Source organism: Acidovorax sp., from assembly GCF_021287135.1.
Taxonomy (GTDB): domain Bacteria; phylum Pseudomonadota; class Gammaproteobacteria; order Burkholderiales; family Burkholderiaceae_C; genus Acidovorax.
Window position 1 is genome coordinate 100,890 of sequence record NZ_JAJTBB010000003.1, and the last position, 21,961, is coordinate 122,850.

The window sequence follows — 21,961 nt, forward strand, 5'->3', positions numbered from 1 at the left end:
GTGGAATGGGGTCAGGCCACCACGGTGTGGCAGCCGGCCGCCTGCAGGGCCGCCAGCGCGGGCAGCGACCGCGCGCCCGCATCGGTGACCAGGGTGTCCACCTCGGCCAGGGGGGCGTAGGTGACGCGGCTGGCCTGCCCCACCTTGCTGTGGTCGGCCAGCACCACCAGCTGCCGGGCCTGCGCGGCCATGGCGCGGGCCACGGCGGCCTCGTGGTGCTCAAAGCTCGTGGCGCCGCTGTGCACGTTGATGCCCACCGGGGAAAGCAGGGCCACATCAGCGCGGTAGCGGTGGATTTCCGCCACGGTGGTGTCGCCGTGCGTCGCCTGCGCGGCGGGGTCGGGGCGGCCGCCGAGCAGGATGACGTCGTTGCGCGCGTTGCGTCCGGCATCGGCGCCCGCCAGCTTGAGGGCCACGTTCAGCCCGTTGGTGATGATGGTCAGCCCCGACAGGCCCGACAGCGCTTCGGCCAGCAGCGTGGTGGTGCTGCCGGCGTCCAGGAACAGCGTTTGCCCCGGCTGCAGCAGCTGCAGGGCGGCGCGCGCCATGGCGCGCTTTTCGCGGGCCCGCACGGCCTGGCGCACGGCCAGCGGGGGCTCGGGCTCCGGCCCCTGGGCCACCACGCCGCCGTGCACGCGCCGCAGCAGGCCCTGCGACTCCAGCGCCAGGATGTCGCGGCGCACAGTCTCGCGCGATACCTCCAGGTCTTGCGCGATGCGCTCGGTGCTCACGCGCGAGAGCGTGGACAGCAGCGTGCGGATGCGGAGGAAACGTTCTTCTTGCAGCATGGTGGCGATGTTAGGCGGCCCGGGCCTCCGGTGGGCGGCGCTGGGTGCCGACGTGCAGCAGCAGCGCCAGCGCACCCACCACCGCCATGATGCAGGTGGAGAAGGCCGCGGCCTGCGAGGTCAGCCCCGCCTCGTCCAGGCGCATCACCGTCACCGCCCCCAAGGGCAGCGATGGGGTGATGAGGAAGATGACCGCCGACAGCGTGACCATGGAGCGCATGAACAAGAACACCAGCACCGCCAGCAGCGTGGGCCGCAGCGCGGGCAGGTACACGTCGCGCAGCACGCGGGCGGTGCCGCCGCCCAGCACGGTGGTGGCGTCCTCCAGCGTAGCGGGCACATTGCGCATGCCGGTCATCATGGTCATGAAACCCTGCGTGTGGTAGTGGTAGTAGTTGCACAGCGCCAGCAGGATGGCCGTGCCATACAGCACGCCCCAGGGCCAGGTGGCGGTGTTGAAGGTGAACACATAGGCCAACCCCAGCACCAGCCCGGGCACGCCCACCGGCAAGGCGGACAGCGCCGTGGCCGCGCGTGCCAGCCGCCCCGGCAGGCGGCGGATGCCAAAGCACAGCACGAACAGCATCGCGGTGCCCAGGCCGGCGGCGAGGGCCGACACCCACACCGACGTCCACAGCGGCGCGTAGCCGCCTGCGATGGTGATGTCGTAGTGCTTGAGCGTCAGGTCCAGCCGGTAGGGCCACAGCCGGATGAAGCTGGCCAGCACCACCGTGAGCACCAGCGCCACGATGCTGCCGGCGATGCCCAGGCAGGCGAAGAAGAACGCGGCGTCGCGCCCGGGGCGCCGCTGGGGCGTGGGCGGCAGGGCCGATTCGGCACCCGCGCCGGCCCGCTGCGCGGCCAGGCGTTCGATGAACACCGACAGGGCTGCCGGCGCCAGCAGCAGCATGCCGACCACCGCGCCCATGCCGAACTTCATCTGCCCGCTGACCTGGTTGTAGATCTCGGTGGCCAGCACGGCAAAGTTGCCGCCGATGACCACGGCGTTGCCAAAGTCGGTGATGGTGATCGTGAACACCACAAACCCCGCGCTCAGCAGCCCGTAGCGGGCCTGCGGCAGCGTGATGTCGCAAAACTGCCGCCACGGCGTGGCGCCCAGCACCTCGGCGGCGTCGTACTGCCGGGCGTCGCCCTGGCGCAGCGCGGTGCGCACGATGAGCACGGCTTGCGGCAGTGCGTACAGCACGTCGGCAATCAGCAGGCCCCAGAACCCGTAGATCTCGGGCCGCACGCCCAGCAGCTTGCCCACGATGCCGTTGCGCCCCAGCAAGAAAATCAGCCCCAGCCCCAGCACCAGCGAGGGCGCCAGCATGGGCAGCGCCAGCGCCCCGGCCACAAAGCGGCGGCCCGGCATGCAGGTGCGCTCCAGGCCAAACGCCACCACAAAGGCCAGCACCAGCGTGACGGCCGTGGTCGCGGCGCCCAGCAGCAGGCTGTGGGCCAGGGCCCGCCACACGCCCGGGGTGTCGAGCAGCGCGGCGTAGTTGCCCCAGCCGATGCCGCCGGTGTCCTGCACCAGGCTGCGCCAGGCAATGGCCAGCATGGGCACGGCAAAGAACAGCACCAGCGCGGCCAGCGGCAGCAGCAGGCAGGCGCGCAGCAGCCAGCGCTCGCCGCCATGCATGGGCGGCAGGTGCGCGGTCGGGGTGGCGGTGCTCATGCCTCGATCCAGGCGCAGTCCTGCGCATTCACGGACACGTCCACGCCCTGGCCCACGTCCCAGGCGCTGGCGCTGCTGGACTCGGCCAGCAGGTCCAGGTCCTGCCAGCGCAGTTGCACGCGCTGGATGCTGCCCAGGAAGGTGGTGCCGGTGACGCGGCCCGCACCCTGGGCGCTGGCCTGCAGCTGCAGCCGCTCGGGGCGGATGCACAGCAGGGCGGATGCGGGCGCCATGCCTTCAGGCGCCTCGCCCAGCGCGGGCTGCAGCCGCCGCGCCTGGGCGGGCGACAGCAGGTTGCTGTGCCCCATGAAGTTGGCGACGAAACGGGTGCGGGGCGCCAGGTACAGCTCGCGCGGCGAGCCCGCCTGGGCGATGCGCCCGCCCTGCATGCAGACGATGCGGTCGGCCATCGCCAAGGCTTCCTCCTGGTCGTGCGTGACCATGATGGTGGGGATGCCCAGGCGGCGCTGCACCTCGCGCAGCTCGTGGCGCAGGTCGGCGCGCACGCGCGCGTCCAGGGCCGACAGGGGCTCGTCCAGCAGCAGCAGCGACGGGTTCACCGCCAGCGCGCGGGCAATGGCCACGCGCTGCTGCTGGCCGCCGGAGAGCTGCGCCGGGTAGCGCGCGCCGAAGTTGGCCAGCTTCACCATGTCCAGCAGCTCGGCCGTGCGCGCCCGCACCACGTCGGGCGGCGTGCGGCGGATGGCCAGGCCGTAGCCCACGTTTTGCGCCACCGTCATGTGCGGGAACAGCGAGTACGACTGGAACACGATGCCAAAGCCCCGGTCGCGCGCCGGCAGCGTGGCCAGGTCGCGGCCGCCCAGGGTGATGCGGCCGCCGTCGGCGGGCAGCAGCCCCGCGATGATGCGCAGCAGCGTGGTCTTGCCGCAGCCGCTGGGCCCCAGCAGGCACACGAACTCCGAGGCATCCACGGCCAGGTGGATGCGTTCGAGCGCGACCTGGCCGTCAAAGCTCTTGTGCAGGTCGGTGATCTGCAGGGACATGGTGCAAGGCCCTTGGGTAGTGCGGTTCAGGAATGCGGTTCAGCGGCCGATGGTCTTTTGCCAGGTGGCGAGGATCGCGTCGCGCTCCTTGGCGGACTTGGCGAAGTCCATGGGGTAGAGCACCTTGGAAAGGTCGGCCGGCAGGCCCGCCGCCGCGGCCGCCTTGGATTGCGGCACGCCCGGCACGGTGACGATTTCCTTGTACTTGGTGTAGAGCTGCGCGGCGCTGGCGGACAGCGTCCAGTCCAGAAAACGCTTGGCGTCGGCCTTGTTCTTGGCGGCGGCCATCAGGCCCGAGGCTTCCAGTTCGTAGCCGGCGCCATCGGTGGGAATCACCATCTTGACGGGGTAGCCCTCGTCCACCGACTGCATGGCCGCAAAGGCCAGCGACGTGCCGATGGCAAACTCGCCCGCCCGCGCCGCCTTGCAGGGCCGCGAGCCCGACTTGATGTACTGCGCGACGTTGCCGTCCAGGGTCTTGATGAGCTTCCAGCCCTCGTCGCTGCCGCGGGACTGGATCAGCGCCGCAATCTGCAGGTAGCCCGTGCCGGAGGACACCGGGTTGGGCATGACCACCTCGCCCTTGTAGACGGGGTTGGTGAGGTCTTTCCAGGAGGTCGGCATGGGCAGCTTCTTGGCCTTGAGCACTTCCGTGTTCACACAAAACGCCGCCATGTAGCCCGTGGTGGCGAACCACTTGCCGTCGGCTGCCTTGTCCTTGGCCGCCAGCTTGTCGGCGCCCTTGGGGGCGTAGGGCTCCAGCAGGGCGGTGATGCGCGGGTCCAGCGTGTTGGTGAGCGCCCAGCCCCAGATCACGTCGTGCTGCGGGTTGGCGGCCTCGGCCAGGATGCGCGCGCCCAGGTCGCCGGTGGACAGGCGCAGCACCTTCACATCCACGTCGGGCAGGTCTTTCTTGGCGGCGGCCAGGTAATCCTTGATCTCGTCTTCCTCCAGCGCGGTGTAGGCCGTGATGGTGCCCGCCTGGGCGGTGGTCAGCCCGCACGCCAAGGCGCCCAGCAGGGGCAGCAGACGCAGGGCGGAAGACAGGGGGGAGCGTGTGCGCATGGGGTTCTCCAGAAAACGGTTGCCAAGAATCGGTGCGGCAGCGCCGCGCGGGTTGGGAAGGATTCACCAAAACTGTGCGTTTTATTGCACTTGTGCAAGTTATTGGTTTTGCACGAAAATGCACAAGCACTAAATATGCCAACTCGCCTGGTGGCGACAGGCAACCCTTTCTTTCACCTGGACGCCCCTATGAACCCTTTGGATACCTCTGTCGCCGATCTCCAGGCCTTGGCGCACGCGCTGGCCGACGCGGCCCGCGCGCATTCGCTGCGGTACTTCCGCACGCCGCTCGACGTGCTCACCAAGTCCGACGAAAGCCCCGTCACGGTGGCCGACCGCGAGGCCGAGGCCGCCATGCGGGCGCTGCTGCAGGCCCAGGCGCCTGCGCACGGCATCCTGGGCGAGGAGCACGGCCGCGAGCGGCTGGACGCGGACTATGTGTGGGTGATCGACCCCATCGATGGCACCAAGAGCTTCATCACCGGCTCCCCGCTGTGGGGCACGCTGGTGGCGTTGCTGCACCAGGGCCGCCCGGTGCTGGGCCTGATGGACCTGCCCGTGCTGGGCGAGCGCTGGACGGCCGTCGCGGGCCAAGCGGCGCAGTGCAACGGCCGGCCCATGCGCGCCAGTGGGTGCGCGCAGCTTTCGCAGGCCCGCGTGTACACCACCTCGCCGGATGCCTTTGGCGCGCAGGACTGGCAGCGCTTTGACCGGCTGAGCCGCCAGTGCGCGCTGCGCCGTTTCGGTGGCGACTGCTATGCCTACGCGCAGCTCGCGGGCGGGCATGTGGACCTGGTGGTGGAAGCAGGGCTGCAGCCGTACGACTATCTGTCGCTGGTCTGCTTGGTGGAGGGGGCTGGTGGGCGCATCACCGATTGGCAAGGGCGCGCGCTCACCGTCGCATCCGACGGCCGGGTGGTTGCCGCCGCCACGCCCGGGCTGCACGCACAGGCGCTGGCACAGCTGCAGGGGTGAACCTGCGCGGGGCCATGGGTGCCGGAGCGCCGCCCGGCCCCTACACTGCGGGCATGCTGCGCTGGTTCATCGTCGTCTTCCTGGCCCTGGTGCTCATCAGCGGGCTCTCGCCCCTGCTGCGCAAGCTGGGCTTTGGCCGCCTGCCGGGCGACTTCCGGTTTCGCTGGCTGGGGCGGGACTGGGACGTGCCGTTGGCGTCCACGCTGCTGCTGAGCTTTGGCGTGAGCCTGCTGGCTAAGTGGTTGTGACGCGGCGGCTCAACCCCGGGGCTTAAAGAGCCTTACTCCCGCGAACTTTCCAGCGCCGCCAAAAACGACTTGCGCCACCAGTGCACATCGTGCTGGCGGATGCGCTCCATCAGCTTCCGGTGCCGCGCCTGCCGCTCGGCCAGGGGCATTTGCAGCGCCTGCTGGATGCTGTTGGCCATGCCTGCGGTGTCATAGGGGTTCACCAGCAGGGCTTCCTTGAGCTGCTCGGCCGCCCCGGCAAAGCGCGACAGCACCAGCACGCCGGGGTCGTCCGGGTCCTGCGCCACCACGTATTCCTTGGCCACCAGGTTCATGCCGTCGCGCAGCGGCGTGACCAGCCCCACGGCCGCGGCGCGGCACAGCCCGGGCACGCGCTTGCGGGCCACCATGCGGTGGATGTAGCGCACGGGCATCCAGTCCAGCTCGCCGTAGTCGCCGTTCACCGAGCCGCACAGGCCTTCCAGCTCTTGCCGCAGGTCGGCATAGGCGTGCACGTCATCGCGGCTGGGCGAGGCAATCATGATCATCGTGGCGCTGCCCCGGTTCTCGGGGTAGCGGTCCAGCAGCTCGCGGAAGGCGCGCACACGGTGCGGAATGCCCTTGGAGTAGTCCAGCCGGTCAATGCCCAGCAGCAGCCGGCGGCGCGAGTATTCAGCGCGCATGCCATGAAAGGTGTCCATGGCTTCGCTGGCCTCGGTGAGGCGGGTGAACTCGTCCACGTCGATCCCGATGGGAAACGACTGCACCACCACCGTGGCACCGAAGGCCCGCACGCGCTTGTTCTCCAGCTCCTCGGCGCTGCCTTCGTTGCGCACATAGCGGGTGAAGTGCGACACGTCGGACTCGCTTTGCAGGCCCACCAGGTCGTAGGCGAAGAGCGAGCGCATCAGCCACTCGTGTTGCGGAATGGCCGCCATGATGAGCGGCGGCGGCATGGGGATGTGCAGGAAGAAGCCGATGCGGTGCTTGCACCCCATGGCACGCAGTTCGGCGGCCAGCGGAATCAGGTGGTAGTCGTGCACCCAGAGGATGTCGTCGTCCCGCAGCAGGGGCAGCAGCTTGCGGGCAAACATCTGGTTCACCCGCCGGTAGCCCGCGACATAGCTGGCGTGGAAGTCCGCCAGGTCCAGCCGGTAGTGGAACACCGGCCACAGCACGCTGTTGCTGTAGCCGTGGTAGTAGGTGTCGTGGTCCTCGCGGCACAGGTCCACGGTGGCCAGCGTCACGGGGCCGGCCTGGCGCACGTGCAGCTCGCTCTCGCCGGGCGTGCCGTCCTCCACCACCGTGCCGCTCCAGCCAAACCACAGGCCGCCGGTCTGGTTCAGCGCTTCGCCCAGGGCCACGGCCAGGCCGCCCGCGGCGGGCTTTCGGGGGTCCGCCAGGCGGTTCGAGATCACGACAAGTCTGCTCATCGTCCGATCATCCGGGCGCTCCCGCCGGGCGCGCTGTCGGACACCGCCGCGAAGCGGTGTGTCCCAATGGCGCTTCAGCGGCTCCGCAGTGCCGGGGTCAGGGACCTGTCAGCGGCCGGGCGCCAGCGGCGCCGGGCTGCCCCACTGCGTGCGCGCCGCCGAGAGCCACCCACGCAGGGCGGCGGGCGTCATGCAGCGGTGCTGCGCCATGGTGGGGCCTTCGCCCACCTTGATGCCCCAGCCGCCCAGCGCCTGCACGGCGGCAAAGCCCGCCTCGTCCGTCACGTCGTCCCCCACGAACACGGGCATGCGGCCCGCAAAGGGCGGCTGGGTCATGAAGTCCAGGATCGCCTGGCCCTTGTGTACGCCGCGGGGCTTGGCCTCCAGCACGCACTTGCCGCGCAGCAGCTCCACACCGTCCAGGTGGCGCACCACGCTGGCCAGCGCGTCGTGGCACAGGGCCTCCAGGTGCGGGGCCAGGCGGTAGTGCAGCGCCACGCTGGCGCGCTTGCGCTCCACCAGCAGGCCGGGGTATTGCGCGGCCAGACCCTCGGCCATGCGCAGCACGGGTTCCAGGTCGGGCGGCGTGACGGCGGGCACGGCGGTGTCGCCCAGGCGGTACTGTGCGCCGTGCTCGCTGGCCAGCGGCAGGCGCAGCGGGGCAAGAAACCCGTCGATGTCGGCTTCGGGCCGGCCCGTCACGATGGCGAGCGCGCCGCCCAGCTGGTCGTGCAGCGCGGCCAGGGTGGGCACCAGGCCGGACGCGATGCGCACGGCGTCCGGACGCGGCGCCAGTTCGGTGAGCGTGCCGTCAAAGTCAAGGAAAAGCGCGTGGGCGGGGGTCAAGAGGGGGAGCAGCCGCATGCGCGGACCTTAGCAGAGCCTGCGGGCGCGGCAGGTAAGAAAAAGTGAGATCGCCACGGCGGCGGCGCCCTACGTGCCGGCCCAGCCGCCCTTGAAACATGGCGCGCACACCGCATTTGCAGGGCATCCGATCCATCCGCCCCGCGCGCACCATGTCCGAAGCCCTGCACATCGTCTGCCCCCGTTGCCACACCACCAACCGGGTGCAAAGCGCCGACCTCGCCAAGGCGCCGGACTGCGGCCAGTGCCACCGCCCCTTGTTCACCGGCGCGCCGGTGGAGCTGGACGCCGCCGCCTTCGACAAGCAGGTGGGCCGCAGCCACCTCCCCGTGCTGGTGGACTTCTGGGCGCCCTGGTGCGGGCCCTGCCGCCAGATGGCGCCGGCTTTTGCGCAGGCTGCGCGGGAGCTGGAACCGCACGTGCGCCTCGCCAAGCTCAACACCGAAGAGCACCAGGCCGTGGCGGCGCGCCATGCGATCCGCAGCATTCCCACCATGGTGCTGTTCCGGCAGGGGCGCGAAGTGGCGCGCATCTCGGGCGCCTTGGGCGCTACGGACATCGTGCGCTGGGTGCGCACGGCGCTGCGCTGAGGATCAGCGGATCCCCAGCACGCGGTCCAGCGACACGGCGCCCGCGCCGCGCCCCACCAGGTACAGCATCAGCCCCGCCCACGACAGGTGCGTGGGCCAGGCGTCGGGGTACACAAACACCTGGATCACCAGCGTCATCCCCAGCAGCCCCAAGGCCGACAGGCGCGTGAACAGGCCCAGCACCAACAACACGGCAAACCCATGTTCGGCCACCGTGGCCAGCTGCGCCGCCAGCTCCGGCGGCAGCCAGGGCAGTTGGTACTCCTCACGGAACAGCGCGTAGGCACTGTCGGAAATGGTGAACCAGCCTTCGACCTTGGTGCGCGCCGACTGCCAGAAGATGGCCCCGATGGCCACGCGGTTCACCAGTGCCAGCAGGCTGTGGGGCGTGAGCCAGGCGGCAGCGCGGGCCAGCCGCGCCAGCCACCCGCGAGGGCCTGTGGCGGGAGCGATGGGCAGGGGGTGGGGCGCGGAGGAGGGGGGCGTGTTCATGGTCATGTCTCTGCGGTCGAGGTGGTGCGGCCGGGGTGGGGCGCAGCCAGGGCACCGGCGTCCAGCAAGGTGCCCAGCAGTTGCCCGAAATCGGTGCCGGGGTCGGCCGTCAGCGCGCGGGTGGCGGCGGCCTCCAGGGGCTCGCCGGCCGCGCAGGCATCCAGCAGCACACAGCCTGCCAGCGGGAGCGCGCACCAGGCCACCGCAGCCCGGGGGCGGGTGAGCAGGCCGCCGTCGCCCGCCCAGGGCAGGGAATCGCCCCATGGCAGGCCTTCGCGGTGGTGTTGCCAAAGGCGGTAGGCGGGGTGCTCGGCGCACCACGCCCAGCGGGCCGCAGGGTGGGGGCACAGTTGCAGCGTGGCGAGTGCGCCCGCGTCTTGCCGGGCCCAGCCGGCACGGTCCAGCGGGGGCGCATCGGCGGCCAGGTGGCATTCGGTCCAGCACCGGTCCAGGCGTGCCACGGCACCCAGGTAGGGCAGGTCGGCCGCGGGGGGGAACTGGGTCAGAAAGTCGCCGAACCCGTCGCCATAGTCCACCAGCATGCCATCGCGGGGTGGCAGGGTGCGGGCATACACGGCGGCCGCGGCGCGGAACCAGGTTTCGCCCACCAGCTGGCACACCGTGGGGTAGCTGGCCTGCAGCGCATCGATGCAGCCCTTGAGCACCGTGTTGCGGTACACGGCGAAGCCGGGCTGCGCCTGCAGCGCGGCCAGCCACGGGGCCGACGGTGCCGGCTCGGCCGCCCACACGGCGGCGGCAAAGCCGTCCTGGAAGTCGCTCAGCCGCATGCGGCCTCCTCACGCTGCGCCAGCGTGAGCGCGCCATGCGCCTGGTCGCGCTCGCGCAGCAGCTCGGCAAAGGCTGGCAGGTGGTCGTCGCGCTCGATCAGCGTGGGCACGGGGCCTGTGCGTGCGATCACCTGCGCGTACAGCGCCCACACGGCGGGATCCACGGGTGCGTCGTGGCTGTCGATGAGCAGCGCATCGCCCAGCGCCGGGTCGGCATGGTGGCCCGCCAGGTGGATCTCGGCCACGGCGTGCAGGGGAAAGGCCTGGAGGTAGTGGTGGGCACTGAAGCCCAGGTTGTGCGCGCTGAGGTACACGTTGTTCACGTCCAGCAGCAGGGCGCAGCCGGTGCGGCGCGCCAGCTCGGCGAGGAATTCGGTCTCGGCCCAGTCGTGGCCGTCGATGTGCAGGTAGTGCGTGGGGTTTTCGATGGCAATGCGCCGCTGCAGTGCGTCTTGCGTGCGGCCGATGTTGGCCGCGATGCGGTGCAGCGCCGCCTGCGTGCGCGGGAAGGGCAACAGGTCGGGCAGGTAGTGCCCGCGCCAGGTGGACCAGGCCAGGTGCTCGGACACGATGGCTGGCTCCACCCGCCGGGCCAGCGCGGCCAGGCGGGCCAGGTGCGCCGCATCGGGCGGTGCGTCTGCCGCCAGCGACAGCGACACGCCGTGCAGCGCCACCGGGTGGCACGCGCGGATGGCGTCCAGCCAGGCCACGCGCGGCCCGCCCTCGGCGAAGTAGTTCTCCGGGTGCACTTCCCACCACAGGCCGGGGGCCGTGCAGTCCAGGGCCTCGGCGTAATGCTGGGGCTTGAGGCCCAGACCGGCGGTGAGGAGCGCCATGGCGTCCATGCCTCTCGATCAGGACTTCATGGGCGCGAGCGAGCCCATGCCCTTGGGCGTCTTGAGGGTGGTGCAGGTGCCCGCGGGTACGAACTTCCACGCGTTGCCCTGGTAGTCCATCTTGGACGTGCCCGCGCAGGTGGTGCCCGGGCCGGCGGCGCAGTCGTTCTTGCCGGCCATCGACACGCCGTAGCACTTCTCCATGGCGGGCTTGGCGGCGTCGGCCGGCTGGCTTTGGGCAAAGGCTGCGCTGGTGGCCAGGGCGGACAGGGCCAGGGCGCCGAGGCTGAGGGTGCGGATCGTCGTCATGTAGGTTCTCCAATCAAAGGTAGGGAGGGTTGCGGGAAGACCGTGGCGCCGCGGCTCGCTGCTGCCAGTTGCCCCGGCGCGTCCGATCTGCGCTGTAATTCGCACGGGCCGGAGAACGGGTTACGGGCCTGCCGAAAAAAGTGCGAGGAATATTTTTTGGCGGGCTGTAACCCGCTGGCCTCCGAAGACGAATACCCCCTGGGGAGAGTCCATGGACACAGAAGAGCGGCTGCGCGGGCTGCTGATGCAAGGGCTGGGCGGCGATGCTGCGGCGTACCAGCGATTTTTGAAAGAGCTGAGCGCCCACCTGCGCGCGTTCCTGCGCCGCCGATTGGCACAGCGGCCGGACGAAGTGGAGGACCTGGTGCAGGAAACCTTGCTCGCGGTGCACAACCAGCGCCATACCTACCGCGCCGACAGTCCGGTCACGGCCTGGGCGCACGCGATTGCGCGCTACAAGCTCATCGACTGGCTGCGCGCGCACGCGGCCAAGGAAGCGCGGCACGACCCGCTGGATGACGACAACGCCGACGCGCTGTTTTCCACCAGCGACAGCGACGCCGCCGAGGCGCGGCGCGACCTGGGCCGGCTGCTGGGCCTGCTGCCGGACCGCCAGCGCCTGCCCATCGTGCACATGAAGCTCGAAGGCCTGTCGGTGGTGGAGACGGCGCAGCTCACCGGCCTGTCGGAGTCGGCGGTCAAAGTCGGCGTGCACCGGGGGCTGAAGGCCCTGGCCGCCAAGCTCAGGGGAATGGGATGAGAACCGATGAATTGATCCAACTGCTGGCCACGGATGCGCAGCCCGCGCCGTCGCAGTCCATCGAGCGGCGCCTGGCACTGGCGGCACTGGCCGGCCTGGCCGGTGCCGGCGTGCTGCTGGCCTGGAAGTTTGGGGTGCGGCCCGATCTGGTGCAGGCCCTGGCGCTGCCCATGTTCTGGGGCAAGCTCGCCTTTGCCGGCGCATTGGCGGTGGCGGGGCTGGCGCTGCTGCGCCGCCTGGCCCGGCCCGGCCTGGCTGCAGGGCGCACGGCGCGGTGGCTGGCGCTGCCGTTGCTGGCGGTGTGGGGCATGGCGCTGGTGGCGCTGCTGCAGGCGGCGCCGGGCGAGCGGATGCCGCTCCTCCTGGGCCAGACCTGGCGCACCTGCCCGTTCAATATCGCGCTGCTGTCGGCGCCCGCCTTCGCCGCGTCCTTCTGGGCGCTGCGCGGGGGCGCGCCGACCCGGCTGGCCTGGACCGGGGCTGGCGCAGGCGTGCTGGCGGGGGCGCTGGCCACGCTGGTGTACGCGCTGCACTGCCCGGAGATGGCCTCGCCTTTCCTGGCCGTGTGGTACGTGGCGGGCATCGCCATCCCCACCGCACTGGGCGCCCTGGCCGGGCCGCGCTGGCTGCGCTGGTAACCCCCGGCTCGGAGCCCTTGGCTCAGTTCACGCGCTGGCTGTAGGCGCGGAACACGGTGTCCTGCACCCAGCCCAGCGATTCATACAGCGCCTGCGCCGTGGTGTTGGTGTGGGCGGTGGTCAGGTCCATGCGCACCTTGCCCTGGGCGCGTGCGTGCTCGCGGGCCGCCCGCAGCAAGGCCCGGCCCGCGCCTGCCTTGCGCGCAGCGGGTGACACGAACAGGTCGTACAGCGTGTAGATGGGCGCCGCCTCCACCGAGCAGAAGCTGGGGTAGAGCTGGCAAAAGCCCACCGCCTCGCCGGCCCCGTGGAAGGCCAGGAGAATGCTCGATTCACCCCGCTCCAGCCGCTCGGCAATGAAGCGCCGCGCGGCGGCGAGGTCTGGCGCCTGCCCGTAGAACTGGCGGTAGGCATCGAACAGCGGGGCAATGGTGCCCACGTCGGCCGGGGTCGCCAGCCGGATGTGCAAAGAGGTCATGGCGGTGGGGGAGCACAGAAGGCAAAGTGGACGAACCCTGCCATTGCCGCGGCCCGGCAGGAAAAAGCGGCGGATTGTAGGGGCGCCGCCGTGCCGCGGAGCGGCTTTGCTCTGCCGTTGTTCTGGATGCCGCAGTGCGCGGCTACTGCGGCGCTGGCGGCGACGGCTGCTCCTGCGCCCACAGCGCCACCGCCTGCACCCGGGCGTTGTGGATCAGCGCACCCACCTGCGGGCCGGTCTGTCCCCGGGCGGCCGCCTGCGCCGCAATGTCGCGCGTGACCACCGACTGCGCGGCGGCCAGCACCGCCAGCAGGCGCGGGCGCTGGGGGTAGGGCGCATCCTCAAAGCCCAGCCGCCCGCGCGCGTCGCATTCGCAGGCCAGCAGCACTTCGGCAAAGCGCGCGGGCTTGCGCAGCGCGTCGCAGCGCTCCAGCAGGCGCACCAGGGCGGCCGCCGAGAGGTCGCCGCTGCGGTGGACGTGGCCGTGCTCGCGGGCCACCACCTCGGCCGTCTCGCGGCAGTCCACGGGCACGCGCAGGCGCTCGGCCACGCCGGCCAGCAGCGCCGCGCTGCGCTCTTCATGGCCGATGTGGCGCGGCAGCACGTGGGCCGGGGTGGTGCCCTTGCCCAGGTCGTGCGCCAGGCAGGCAAAACGCACGGTGAGCGGCGCCTGTAGCCGCGCCGCCATGTTCAGCACCATCATCAGGTGCACGCCGGTATCCACCTCGGGGTGGTAGTCGGCGCGCTGGGGCACGCCCCACAGGCGCGCCACCTCGGGCAGCAATACCTGCAGCGCGCCGCAGTCGCGCAGCACCTCGAACATGCGCGAAGGCTTGGCCTCCATCAGCCCGCGCGCCAGCTCCTGCCAAACGCGTTCGGCCACCAGATGGTCGGCCTCGCCGTGCTCCACCATCTCGCGCATCAGCTGCATTGTCTCGGGCGCCACCGTGAAATCGGTGAAGCGTGCGGCAAAGCGCGCCACGCGCAGGATGCGCACCGGGTCTTCGCGGAAGGCGTCGGTCACATGGCGCAGCACGCGGGCGTTCAGGTCGCGCACGCCGTGGTAGGGGTCAAAAATGGCTCCAGCGCTTATCCCATCAACGCTGACAGCTATCGAATTGATAGTAAGATCGCGGCGCGAGAGGTCTTCCTCCAGCGTCACGTCGGGCGAGCTTTGCACCACAAAGCCGCGGTAGCCGCGCCCGCTCTTGCGCTCGGTGCGCGCCAGCGCGTACTCCTCGCGCGTGGCCGGGTGCAGGAACACCGGAAAATCCCGCCCCACGGGCAGGTAGCCCTGGGCCAGCATCTGCTCGGGCGTGGCGCCCACCACCACCCAGTCGTGATCGTTCACGGGGCGGCCGAGCAGCTGGTCGCGCACGGCGCCCCCCACCATGTAGATTTGCATGGGGGCAGTGTAGAACCACCCCCGCCCGTCTTTTGTTTCCTGGATTGCTGATGTCCTTGTCATCCTCGCTCACCATCGCCCAGCTCAACCCCGACGGCAGCGTGCCCGTGCCCACGCCGCCCGACGCCGCTGCCAACGCGGCGGCCGAGGCGCTGCAGCGCGAGGCACAGTTCGAGGCCCTGCAGGCCCAGCTGGACGACTTGCAGGAGATATTGGCCAAGCCCCTCAATGAAATCCTGGCCGAGCGCGACAAGTTCAAGGAGGCCGCCGCCGCGTGGGACGCTTTCGGCGCGATGTGGATGCTCTCGCAGCGCGCCATGCGCCGCGTGGCGCTGGACCTGGCCGCGCAGCAGGGCGTGAGCGAGGCCGAGGTGGTGACGCGGGCGCTGGCCCATGCCAACCAGGTGCTCAACGTGGAAGACGAAGACCTGGGCGGCAGCGTGGCGCCGGCCCAGCTGGCGCACATTGCGCGGCACAAGGCGTTTTTGCGCAAGCAGTTTCGGTAAGGGTGGACCGCTCAGGTACCGGTCACGCTGAGCCTGAACGGTGGGGAAAGAGCGACGCCGGCCGATCAGGCACACACCGGCCGAAAGAAGCTCCGCTCGTAGCTCATGATGCACCCCGTCTCTTCGGCGTAGCGGAACGCCGCCTGGCAGTCCGCGTCCTGCATCGACCGTTCGCGGTACACCTCGTAGGCCGCAAGGCTGTCGAACGTGAACAGCGCGAGCGCAATGTTGTTCGCGCCCTCGCTGGGCATGAAGTAGCCGTGGTGCTGGCCGCCGAATTTCTCGACCAGCGGGATCCACAGCTTTGCGTAGTGCTCAAACTCTTTCAGCTTGCGGGTGTCGAGCACGTAGCGCAGGTAGATGGTGACGGCCATGGTGGGGCTCAGCCTTCCGTGCGGCGCAGGCGGTAGGGCTCTTCGAAGTCCAGAAAGTCCTTCTCGGCCAGGGCCTCGTCGATCCAGGCCTTCACGCCCGGCAGTTCGCGCACGCGCTGCACGTAGGCGGCGATGTGCGGCGGCACCGGCAGGCCGTAAGTGTGCAGGCGCATGCACACGGGGGCGAAGTAGGCATCGGCCACGGTGAATTCGCCAAACAGCAGCGGGCCGCCATGCTCGCCCAGCAGGGCGCTCCACATGTCCACCAGGCGCTGCACGTCGGCGCGCACGCCGGCCTTGTCGCGCCAGATCAGGGCGCCGGTGTCGGCCAGGTCCGCCTCGATATTCATGGGGCAGTGGCTGCGCAGGGCGGTGAAGCCGCTGTGCATCTCGGCGCAGACGCTGCGGGCGCGGGCGCGCGCCTTGGCGTCCTGGGGCCAGAGCAGCCGGTCAGGGTAAGACTCGGCCACGTACTCGGCGATGGCCAGCGTGTCCCAGACGACCAGGTCGCCGTCGACCAGCGCCGGCACCTTGCCGGTGGGGCTCACGGGGCCGATGGCGCGCTTGAATTCGGAGCCGGCGTCGAAGCTGTCAAAGCGCACGCGCACTTCCTCGAACGCAATGCCGGCCTGGCGCAGCAGCACCCAGGGGCGCATGGACCAGGACGAGTAGTTCTTGTTGCCGATGTAGAGCTTGAGCATGGTGCAAAGCGCCTGGGGCGGGTGGACGAACGGGGGGAACAAAGGGGAGCTGCATCCTACCGCCGGCCCCCGCATTGCTTCAATGCCGATTGGCCCGCTGTTTGATGCCCTGCACGCATCAAAGCCCCGGGCGGGACCCGGGGCACCGGCGCGGCGCAGGCCGGTGCTCGGGCACAATCGGCCGCTTTTGCGGTGTTCTGTATGCACCCTTGCCGGCGCCGCCCGGCGGGGCCTCCGTTGCGATGACGCGCCTGTTGCTCTCTCTCCTTGTCCTGGCCCTGCCGTGGCCCGGCCCGCTGTTGCGGCAGCTGGGGCGGACGCTGCTGTGCGCGCTGGCGGGGGCGGCCTGCGTGGCCGCGGCCGCGCAGGGACAGCCCCCGGCCCCGCGGGATGTGCCCGCACCGGTGGCCCGGCACGCGGGCGGCATGCTGGTGGTGCCCTTCATGGGCGTGTGGGAGGACACGGCACGCAACCTGGACATCGAAGCTGTGCGCGACCCGCGCAACGCTGACCGCTTTGCGTACCCCGAGAACCCGCTCAAGGGAGCCGAGTCCGACCGGGTGCTGTGGTTCCGCCTGCGCCTGCAGCTCGCGGACCCGGCCGACGCCCTGCGCGAGTGGCTGCTGCTGGTGCCCACGGTGTCCACCCACGAGCTGCGGTTTTACGGCCCCTATGACAGCGCTGGCCGCGCGCTGGCCGAGCCGGTGGTGACGGGCATGCGCCACCCCTGGTCCACCCGGCCTGCGGCGTCCGAGCAGATGGCCTGGCGCTTTCAGCTACCCGATGCCGGGATGTACACGGTGTACTTCCGCGTGGAATCCACGTTTGCCCGCTTCTACGCCGCGCGCGTGTGGGACCTGCCGGACTACCTGCAGGCCACGCAGGACAAGCGCATGTTCGACGGCGTGTGCTACGGCCTGCTCATGGGCCTGGTGGTGTTCAGCACCGTGATGCTGCTGGTGTTTCGCGAGAGCATCTACGTGTGGTACCTGGTGTCGTGCGCGGGCGCGCTGCTGGCGCTGGCGGGCTTCAACGGCCACACGCTGCGCTACCCGTTTGCCCACTGGCCGGCGGCGGCGGAGTTCTTCTATGCCGTGGCGCCGCCGCTGTGGGCCATCTCCAAGCTGATGTTCGGGCGCAGCCTGCTGCGCCTGTCGTATTTCGCGCCGCGGCTGGACAAGGTGGTGCTGGCCATGGTGGCGGCGCTGGGGCTGGCCACGGTCTACGGGCTGGTGGGCGCCAATCCGCTGTGGCTGTTCCGCATGGTGCAGGCCTCGGTGATGCTGTCCACCGTGGTGCTGGTGGCGGGCGCGGTGACGGCCATGCGGCGGCGCTACTGGCCGGCGGTGCTCTACTGCGCGGGCGTGGCCCTGCTGCTGGTGGGCATCTGCGCCATCATCGTGGCCAGCTGGGGCTGGGTGGCCTGGACGCCGGGGCAGATGGATCTCACGCAGGCCGTGCTGGTGGCCGAGTCCATCGTGTTCGCGGCCGCCATGGCCTCGCGCGTGCGGCTGCTGCGCAACTCGGAAGAGGCGCTCACCGTGCGCACGCAGGAGCTGGTGGAGGCGCTGGGCACCGACGCGCTGACCGGCGCGGCCAACCGGGCCGGCCTAACGCAGCGCGCGGAAGCCGCCCTGCGAGACGGCCAGCCGTTTGCCCTGATGCTGCTGGACCTGGACGGATTCAAGGGCGTGAACGACACCCATGGCCACGCCGCCGGCGACGCCGTGCTGGCCGCCATGGTGCAGCGCCTGCGCACCCAGTTGCGTGCCGACGACCTGGTGGCGCGCCTGGGCGGCGACGAGTTCGCGGTGCTGGTGGCGGGGGCGCCCCCGCGCGACGTGATCGCCGGCATGGCCCGCCGCATGGCGGCCAGCGCGGTGCAGCCGGTGGCGTTCGAAGGCCGCTCGCTCACGGTGGGCATGAGCCTGGGCATCGCCTGCCACCCGGCCGACGGCGCCACCCTGGCCGACCTGCTGCGCGCCGCCGACCGCGCCATGTACGCCTGCAAGCGCCGCAAGCCCGGAGCGGAGTGCTACGCGTTTGCGTCAGAACTCCCCGCCTGAGAACGTAAATACGTTCTGAGGTCGCCACCGCACGCAGGCGTTGCTATCGGCGCACCCGAGGCCAGGGCGGCCGTGGAACCGGATTTGCCGGGCCGCTGGCGGCCCCCGGGCAAGGTGCCGAAGGCGACTCTGGGACGCGTTCGCCTCAGAACTTCCAGCCAGAGGATCTCCCGAACGCACGCGTTGCAACTGGCGCGCCCGAGGCCAGGGCCGCCGTGGAACTGGCTTTGCCAGGCCACTGGCGGCGTCCCCCCTCCGGGGGGAAGCGGCGCAGCCGCTCAGGGGGGCCTCCTATACAGGCCAGACCACCCCGTTGTCGTTCAGGATGGCATCCAGGGGCATATCGAAATCCTCCGGCTCGAAGTCATCGATGAAGCCATGGGTAAAACCCAGCCCCACGGTGAACGGCCGGGGCTGCAGCGTGGCCAGCGTGCGGTCGTAGAAGCCGCCGCCATAGCCCAGCCGGTACCCGCCCGGGCCGTAGCCCACGCAGGGCACGAACAGCAGCGTGGGCACGATGACCTCCGTGTCCTTGGGCTTGGGGATGCCGTAGGCGTCTTCCTCCATGGGGCAGCCGGGGTACCAGGCGTGGAAGGTCAGGGTCTTGTGCTGCTTGTTGACCACGGGCAGGCCGATGCGGCGGCGCAGGGGCTCGTCCAGCAGCTCGCCATCCTCCTTCCAGCGGTGCAGGGCGGGCAGGGGGTCGAACTCGCCCTTGATGGGCCAGTAGGCGCCGATCACGGTGTCGGGCCGGTTCACCAGCCAGATGCGCATCACCTGTTGTAACAGGTCGGCCCGTTGTAGGCGGTCGGGCAAGTTCAGGCGTTCTTCTACCAACGCCCGACGAAGGGCTGCTTTGTCCATCCGATAATTCCCCCATGCAATTTCTCAGAGCCATTCTGACACCCCTTGTGGCCGCCGGCGTGCTGGCCGCCACCGCCCCGCTGGCCCTGGCGCAAAACCGTGGCGACGACACGTTGCTGGAAATGCAGCAGGCCTTCCGCAAGGGCGACCGCAACAAGCTCGCGCAGCTGCTGCCCGCGGCGCGGGGCCATGCGCTGGAGCCCTGGGCCGCCTACTGGGAGCTCAAGCTGCGCCTGGCCGAGGCCTCGCCGCAGGAGATTCAGGCCTTTTTGCAGCGCTACGCCGGCACCTACCAGGAAGACCGCCTGCGCAACGACTGGCTGCTGCTGCTGGGCCAGCGGCGCGACTGGGCGCAGTTTGCCGAACAGCACGCACAGTACCGCATGTCCGACGACCGCGAGGTGCGCTGCTACGCGCTGTTGATCGACCACCTGCGGGGCACGGCCACGGCCGCGCTGCCCGACGACGTGCGCAGCACCTGGTATGCGCTGCGCGACGCCGACGACGGCTGCACCCATGCCGCGGGCGAGCTCTACAGCGCCAAGAAATTGAGCGCGCTGGACATCTGGCGCAAGGCCCGGCTGGGCGCGGACGCCAACCGGCCCCGCGTGGTGCGCAGCGCGGTGGAGATCGTGTCGCCCGAATCGCTGCCGCAGGTCAAGGAGGTGCTCGATGCCCCCAGCAAATACCTGCATGCCCGCGCCACGGCGCGAGGCAAGGTGCGGCAGGAGCTGGTGGTGCTGGCCCTGGTCAAGCTGGCCGGCAGCGACCCCGACGGCGCCGCCTACCAGTTGGACAACAAATGGGGCGTGCACCTCTCGCCCGAAGAGCGCAACTGGACCTGGGGCGTGATCGGCAAGGCGGCGGCGCAGAAGCTCTCCGGCGACGCGGCGGGCTACTTTGCCAACGTCACCAAGGACAGCGACCTGAACGACGACCTGCTGGGCTGGAAAGCGCGCGCCGCCCTGCGCGCCGGCCAGTGGAAAACCGTGGGCAAGGCCATCGACGCCATGAGCCCGGAGGCACGGCAGGACAGCACCTGGGTGTACTGGAAGGCGCGGGCGCTGCTGGCCGGCCGCGTGACGGACGCCGAGCGTGCCGAAGCGCGCCAGCTGCTCGAAAGCATTGCCGGCACGCGCGGCTTCTACGAACAGCTGGCGCTGGAGGAGCTGGGCCAGCGCGTCACCGTGCCCCCGGCGCCGGCACCGCTCACGGCCGAGGAAAAGGCCGCCGCGCGGGCCAACCCGGGGCTGAACCGCGCGCTGTACGCCATCCTGCTGGGCCTGCGCGGCGAGGGCGTGCGCGAGTGGAACTACACCACCAACCTGCACCAAAGCGGCGGCATGAGCGACCGCGAACTGCTGGCGGCCGCCGACTTCGCCTGCCAGCGCGAGGTGTGGGACCGCTGCATCAACACCAGCGAGCGCACCAAGAGCGTGGTCGAGAGCTCGCAGCGCTTTCCCATGCCGTTCCGCCAGACGGTGGTGGAGCGCGCCAGCGGCATCGGGCTGGACCCGGCCTACGTCTACGGCCTGATCCGCCAGGAGAGCCGCTTCATCATGGACGCGCGCTCGCATGTGGGGGCCTCGGGCCTGATGCAGGTCATGCCCGCGACGGCACGCTGGACGGCCAAGAAGATCGGCCTGCCCAACTTCTCGCCGGACCAGCTGGGCGACCGCGACACCAACATCACCATCGGCACCGCCTACCTCAAGCTGGCGCTGGACGACTTTGCCGGCTCCATGCCGCTGGCCGCCGCGGCCTACAACGCCGGCCCCGGCCGCCCGCGCAACTGGCGCAACGGGCCCGTGATGGAGGCCGCCATCTGGGCCGAGAACGTGCCCTTTGCCGAAACACGCGACTACGTGAAGAAGGTGCTGGCCAACACCACCAACTACGCCGCGCTGCTCACCGGCCAGCCGCAGTCGCTCAAGAGCCGGCTGGGTACCATTGGCCCCCGCGACGCGTCGGCGCCCGAGGTGAACAAGGACCTGCCCTGAGGCAGGTTGCTATCGAAATAGTAGCTTCTTGCGCTTGTCCATCAAGCGCTGGAGTGCTTTTTTGATCTGATTCTGCCAAGGGGCCGCCGGGCCTGCACCGGGGCGCTGCCCTGCACGTCCCAAGGCTTCCTGGCGCGTTCTCGGCCGCTGTCACACGTTGTGCAGCGTCTCCCCCTCGCGCAGGGCGGCGCCGGAGCGCACCAGTTCATCGGCCAGGCTCTGGAGCCATGCCGCCTCGGGGCTGTCGCCAAAGTGCCGGCGGTGCAGCATGCCGAAATACGGCGTGGACTGCGCCCACGCGGCGAGCTCATCCATGCGGATCTGCTGCCATTCCAGCAGCTTGTATTTCAGCAGCACCTTGGCGGCGTAGAGCGCGTGCTTGGACGGGTTGCGCACAAAGCCATCCAGCCGGCGGCGGGCGGCGTCGATGGCGCGCGGGGCATCGGCAAACACCGGTCCGTGGCCCGGAATGACCACGCGCGGGGCGAGCGACTCGATCACGTCCAGCGTGGCCGCCACCTGGGCGAAGGCGTCTTCGCCCTCCAGCTCCGGGAAGACCACGCCGAAGCCGTTTTCCCACAGCGCGTCGGCGGAGATCAGCACACCGTCGCGCGCATTGAACAGCACCACCGAATGTGGGTCGTGCCCGGGCGCGGCGTGCACCTGCCAGGGCTTGTCGCCCAGCAGCACGCAGGAGCCCGGCACCAGCAGGGTGTCTGCGCGAAAGGGCGGGCAGTCCTGCCCGGTGGGGGTGTAGCTCAGGGCATAGGCGTCCCATTGCCGCACATGGTCGGCCTGGCCGGGCGGAATGGCGGTGATGACGCCCGGCCAGGCCTGCTGCAGCGCGGCGTTGCCGCCGCAATGGTCGCTGTGGAGGTGGGTGTTGAGCACGCGGTCGAGCGGGCGTCCGCCCAGGGCGTTGCGCACCAGCTCCACGGTCTGCGCCGCATGGGTGCAGTAGCCGGTGTCCACCAGCGCCGTGTCGCGGTGGCCGACGAAGAGGATGTTGTTGGCCGACAGCCAGCCGCGTTCCAGGACGGTGATTTCAGGAGGGAGCAGGTCGTGGGGCGCAGAGCTGGGCATGGGCTAGAAGGGCGATGACGGCCCAGCGTACCGC

At 70.5% G+C, this 21,961-nt stretch carries 24 protein-coding genes; 8 read left to right on the forward strand and 16 right to left on the reverse strand.

From position 1 onward, the window contains the following. Positions 1-11: 11 nt before the first annotated feature. The 4 genes from LWW96_RS00685 to LWW96_RS00700 are packed head-to-tail and all read right to left on the reverse strand — an operon-like array spanning position 12 to position 4,538. A complete protein-coding gene (locus LWW96_RS00685) occupies positions 12-788 on the reverse strand; it encodes a DeoR/GlpR family DNA-binding transcription regulator (RefSeq protein ID WP_291483696.1) in 777 nt (258 codons plus the stop codon). Positions 789-798: 10 nt separating this feature from the next. Continuing rightward, positions 799-2,469: an ABC transporter permease subunit gene (locus LWW96_RS00690; RefSeq protein WP_291483698.1), complete on the reverse strand. Its 1,671-nt coding sequence runs from the start codon at positions 2,467-2,469 to the stop codon at positions 799-801. Further along, positions 2,466-3,473 (reverse strand): ABC transporter ATP-binding protein, encoded by a 1,008-nt coding sequence (locus tag LWW96_RS00695; protein WP_291483699.1) that lies wholly within the window; start codon positions 3,471-3,473, stop codon positions 2,466-2,468. The genes LWW96_RS00690 and LWW96_RS00695 overlap by 4 nt, the downstream gene beginning before the upstream one ends. A gap of 39 nt (positions 3,474-3,512) precedes the next feature. Next, positions 3,513-4,538 carry an ABC transporter substrate-binding protein gene (locus LWW96_RS00700; RefSeq protein WP_291483700.1) on the reverse strand — a complete coding sequence of 342 codons (1,026 nt, stop codon included), beginning with the start codon at positions 4,536-4,538 and terminating at the stop codon, positions 3,513-3,515. 198 nt (positions 4,539-4,736) lie between these two features. On the opposite strand from LWW96_RS00700, the gene hisN reads away from it, so the two are divergent. Together hisN and LWW96_RS00710 are read left to right on the forward strand one after the other, a co-directional pair. Next, complete coding sequence (hisN, locus tag LWW96_RS00705; protein WP_291483756.1) at positions 4,737-5,513, forward strand: histidinol-phosphatase; 777 nt, start codon at positions 4,737-4,739, stop codon at positions 5,511-5,513. 53 nt (positions 5,514-5,566) lie between these two features. Beyond that, complete coding sequence (locus tag LWW96_RS00710) at positions 5,567-5,761, forward strand: DUF2905 domain-containing protein (RefSeq protein ID WP_291483701.1); 195 nt, start codon at positions 5,567-5,569, stop codon at positions 5,759-5,761. Between the two features lie 32 nt (positions 5,762-5,793). Here LWW96_RS00710 and otsA read toward each other — a convergent pair whose 3' ends face one another. Both otsA and otsB read right to left on the reverse strand, forming a co-directional pair. Beyond that, positions 5,794-7,173, reverse strand: a complete 1,380-nt coding sequence (gene otsA / locus LWW96_RS00715; protein WP_291483702.1) for an alpha,alpha-trehalose-phosphate synthase (UDP-forming) — start codon at positions 7,171-7,173, stop codon at positions 5,794-5,796. A 108-nt stretch (positions 7,174-7,281) separates the two neighbouring features. Next, entirely contained in the window at positions 7,282-8,037 is a 756-nt protein-coding gene (gene otsB / locus LWW96_RS00720; RefSeq protein WP_291483704.1) for a trehalose-phosphatase, read from the reverse strand. A gap of 152 nt (positions 8,038-8,189) precedes the next feature. On the opposite strand from otsB, the gene trxC reads away from it, so the two are divergent. Then, complete coding sequence (trxC, locus tag LWW96_RS00725; RefSeq protein WP_291483706.1) at positions 8,190-8,627, forward strand: thioredoxin TrxC; 438 nt, start codon at positions 8,190-8,192, stop codon at positions 8,625-8,627. A 3-nt stretch (positions 8,628-8,630) separates the two neighbouring features. On the opposite strand, the gene LWW96_RS00730 is transcribed toward trxC, so the two are convergent. From LWW96_RS00730 to LWW96_RS00745, 4 genes are read right to left on the reverse strand one after another with little or no spacing between them, the layout of a single operon-like run. Continuing rightward, positions 8,631-9,125: a DoxX family protein gene (locus tag LWW96_RS00730; protein WP_291483708.1), complete on the reverse strand. Its 495-nt coding sequence runs from the start codon at positions 9,123-9,125 to the stop codon at positions 8,631-8,633. Beyond that, positions 9,122-9,907 (reverse strand): DNA-binding domain-containing protein, encoded by a 786-nt coding sequence (locus LWW96_RS00735; RefSeq protein ID WP_291483710.1) that lies wholly within the window; start codon positions 9,905-9,907, stop codon positions 9,122-9,124. Before LWW96_RS00735 ends, LWW96_RS00730 begins: the two co-directional genes overlap by 4 nt. Next, the gene (locus tag LWW96_RS00740; RefSeq protein ID WP_291483712.1) at positions 9,898-10,743 is read right to left on the reverse strand and encodes a DUF692 domain-containing protein; all 846 of its coding nucleotides are present in this window, start codon (positions 10,741-10,743) and stop codon (positions 9,898-9,900) included. Before LWW96_RS00740 ends, LWW96_RS00735 begins: the two co-directional genes overlap by 10 nt. 18 nt (positions 10,744-10,761) lie before the next feature. Then, positions 10,762-11,052 carry a DUF2282 domain-containing protein gene (locus LWW96_RS00745; RefSeq protein ID WP_291483714.1) on the reverse strand — a complete coding sequence of 97 codons (291 nt, stop codon included), beginning with the start codon at positions 11,050-11,052 and terminating at the stop codon, positions 10,762-10,764. A 211-nt stretch (positions 11,053-11,263) separates the two neighbouring features. Between LWW96_RS00745 and LWW96_RS00750 the strand changes: the two genes are divergently transcribed. Both LWW96_RS00750 and LWW96_RS00755 read left to right on the forward strand, forming a co-directional pair. Continuing rightward, positions 11,264-11,812, forward strand: coding sequence for a sigma-70 family RNA polymerase sigma factor (locus LWW96_RS00750; protein WP_291483716.1), 549 nt, complete (start codon positions 11,264-11,266; stop codon positions 11,810-11,812). Then, positions 11,809-12,450 (forward strand): DUF1109 domain-containing protein, encoded by a 642-nt coding sequence (locus tag LWW96_RS00755; protein ID WP_291483718.1) that lies wholly within the window; start codon positions 11,809-11,811, stop codon positions 12,448-12,450. Before LWW96_RS00750 ends, LWW96_RS00755 begins: the two co-directional genes overlap by 4 nt. A gap of 22 nt (positions 12,451-12,472) precedes the next feature. On the opposite strand, the gene LWW96_RS00760 is transcribed toward LWW96_RS00755, so the two are convergent. Beyond that, positions 12,473-12,928, reverse strand: a complete 456-nt coding sequence (locus tag LWW96_RS00760) for a GNAT family N-acetyltransferase (RefSeq protein ID WP_291483720.1) — start codon at positions 12,926-12,928, stop codon at positions 12,473-12,475. Positions 12,929-13,070: 142 nt separating this feature from the next. Then, positions 13,071-14,333 (reverse strand): multifunctional CCA addition/repair protein, encoded by a 1,263-nt coding sequence (locus LWW96_RS00765; protein WP_291483722.1) that lies wholly within the window; start codon positions 14,331-14,333, stop codon positions 13,071-13,073. Between the two features lie 50 nt (positions 14,334-14,383). On the opposite strand from LWW96_RS00765, the gene LWW96_RS00770 reads away from it, so the two are divergent. Continuing rightward, a complete protein-coding gene (locus tag LWW96_RS00770) occupies positions 14,384-14,839 on the forward strand; it encodes a hypothetical protein (RefSeq protein WP_291483724.1) in 456 nt (151 codons plus the stop codon). 65 nt (positions 14,840-14,904) lie between these two features. Here LWW96_RS00770 and LWW96_RS00775 read toward each other — a convergent pair whose 3' ends face one another. Beyond that, positions 14,905-15,213: an NIPSNAP family protein gene (locus LWW96_RS00775; protein WP_291483726.1), complete on the reverse strand. Its 309-nt coding sequence runs from the start codon at positions 15,211-15,213 to the stop codon at positions 14,905-14,907. A gap of 8 nt (positions 15,214-15,221) precedes the next feature. Beyond that, positions 15,222-15,914 (reverse strand): glutathione S-transferase family protein, encoded by a 693-nt coding sequence (locus LWW96_RS00780; protein WP_291483728.1) that lies wholly within the window; start codon positions 15,912-15,914, stop codon positions 15,222-15,224. A gap of 254 nt (positions 15,915-16,168) precedes the next feature. On the opposite strand from LWW96_RS00780, the gene LWW96_RS00785 reads away from it, so the two are divergent. Continuing rightward, a complete protein-coding gene (locus tag LWW96_RS00785) occupies positions 16,169-17,980 on the forward strand; it encodes a diguanylate cyclase (protein WP_291483730.1) in 1,812 nt (603 codons plus the stop codon). A gap of 291 nt (positions 17,981-18,271) precedes the next feature. Here LWW96_RS00785 and LWW96_RS00790 read toward each other — a convergent pair whose 3' ends face one another. Further along, a complete protein-coding gene (locus tag LWW96_RS00790; protein WP_291483732.1) occupies positions 18,272-18,844 on the reverse strand; it encodes a 5-formyltetrahydrofolate cyclo-ligase in 573 nt (190 codons plus the stop codon). 14 nt (positions 18,845-18,858) lie between these two features. Here LWW96_RS00790 and LWW96_RS00795 point away from each other — a divergent pair, with 14 nt between their 5' ends. Beyond that, complete coding sequence (locus tag LWW96_RS00795) at positions 18,859-20,844, forward strand: lytic transglycosylase domain-containing protein (RefSeq protein ID WP_291483734.1); 1,986 nt, start codon at positions 18,859-18,861, stop codon at positions 20,842-20,844. Positions 20,845-20,994: 150 nt separating this feature from the next. Here LWW96_RS00795 and LWW96_RS00800 read toward each other — a convergent pair whose 3' ends face one another. Then, positions 20,995-21,927 carry an MBL fold metallo-hydrolase gene (locus LWW96_RS00800; protein WP_291483736.1) on the reverse strand — a complete coding sequence of 311 codons (933 nt, stop codon included), beginning with the start codon at positions 21,925-21,927 and terminating at the stop codon, positions 20,995-20,997. Positions 21,928-21,961: the final 34 nt, after the last annotated feature.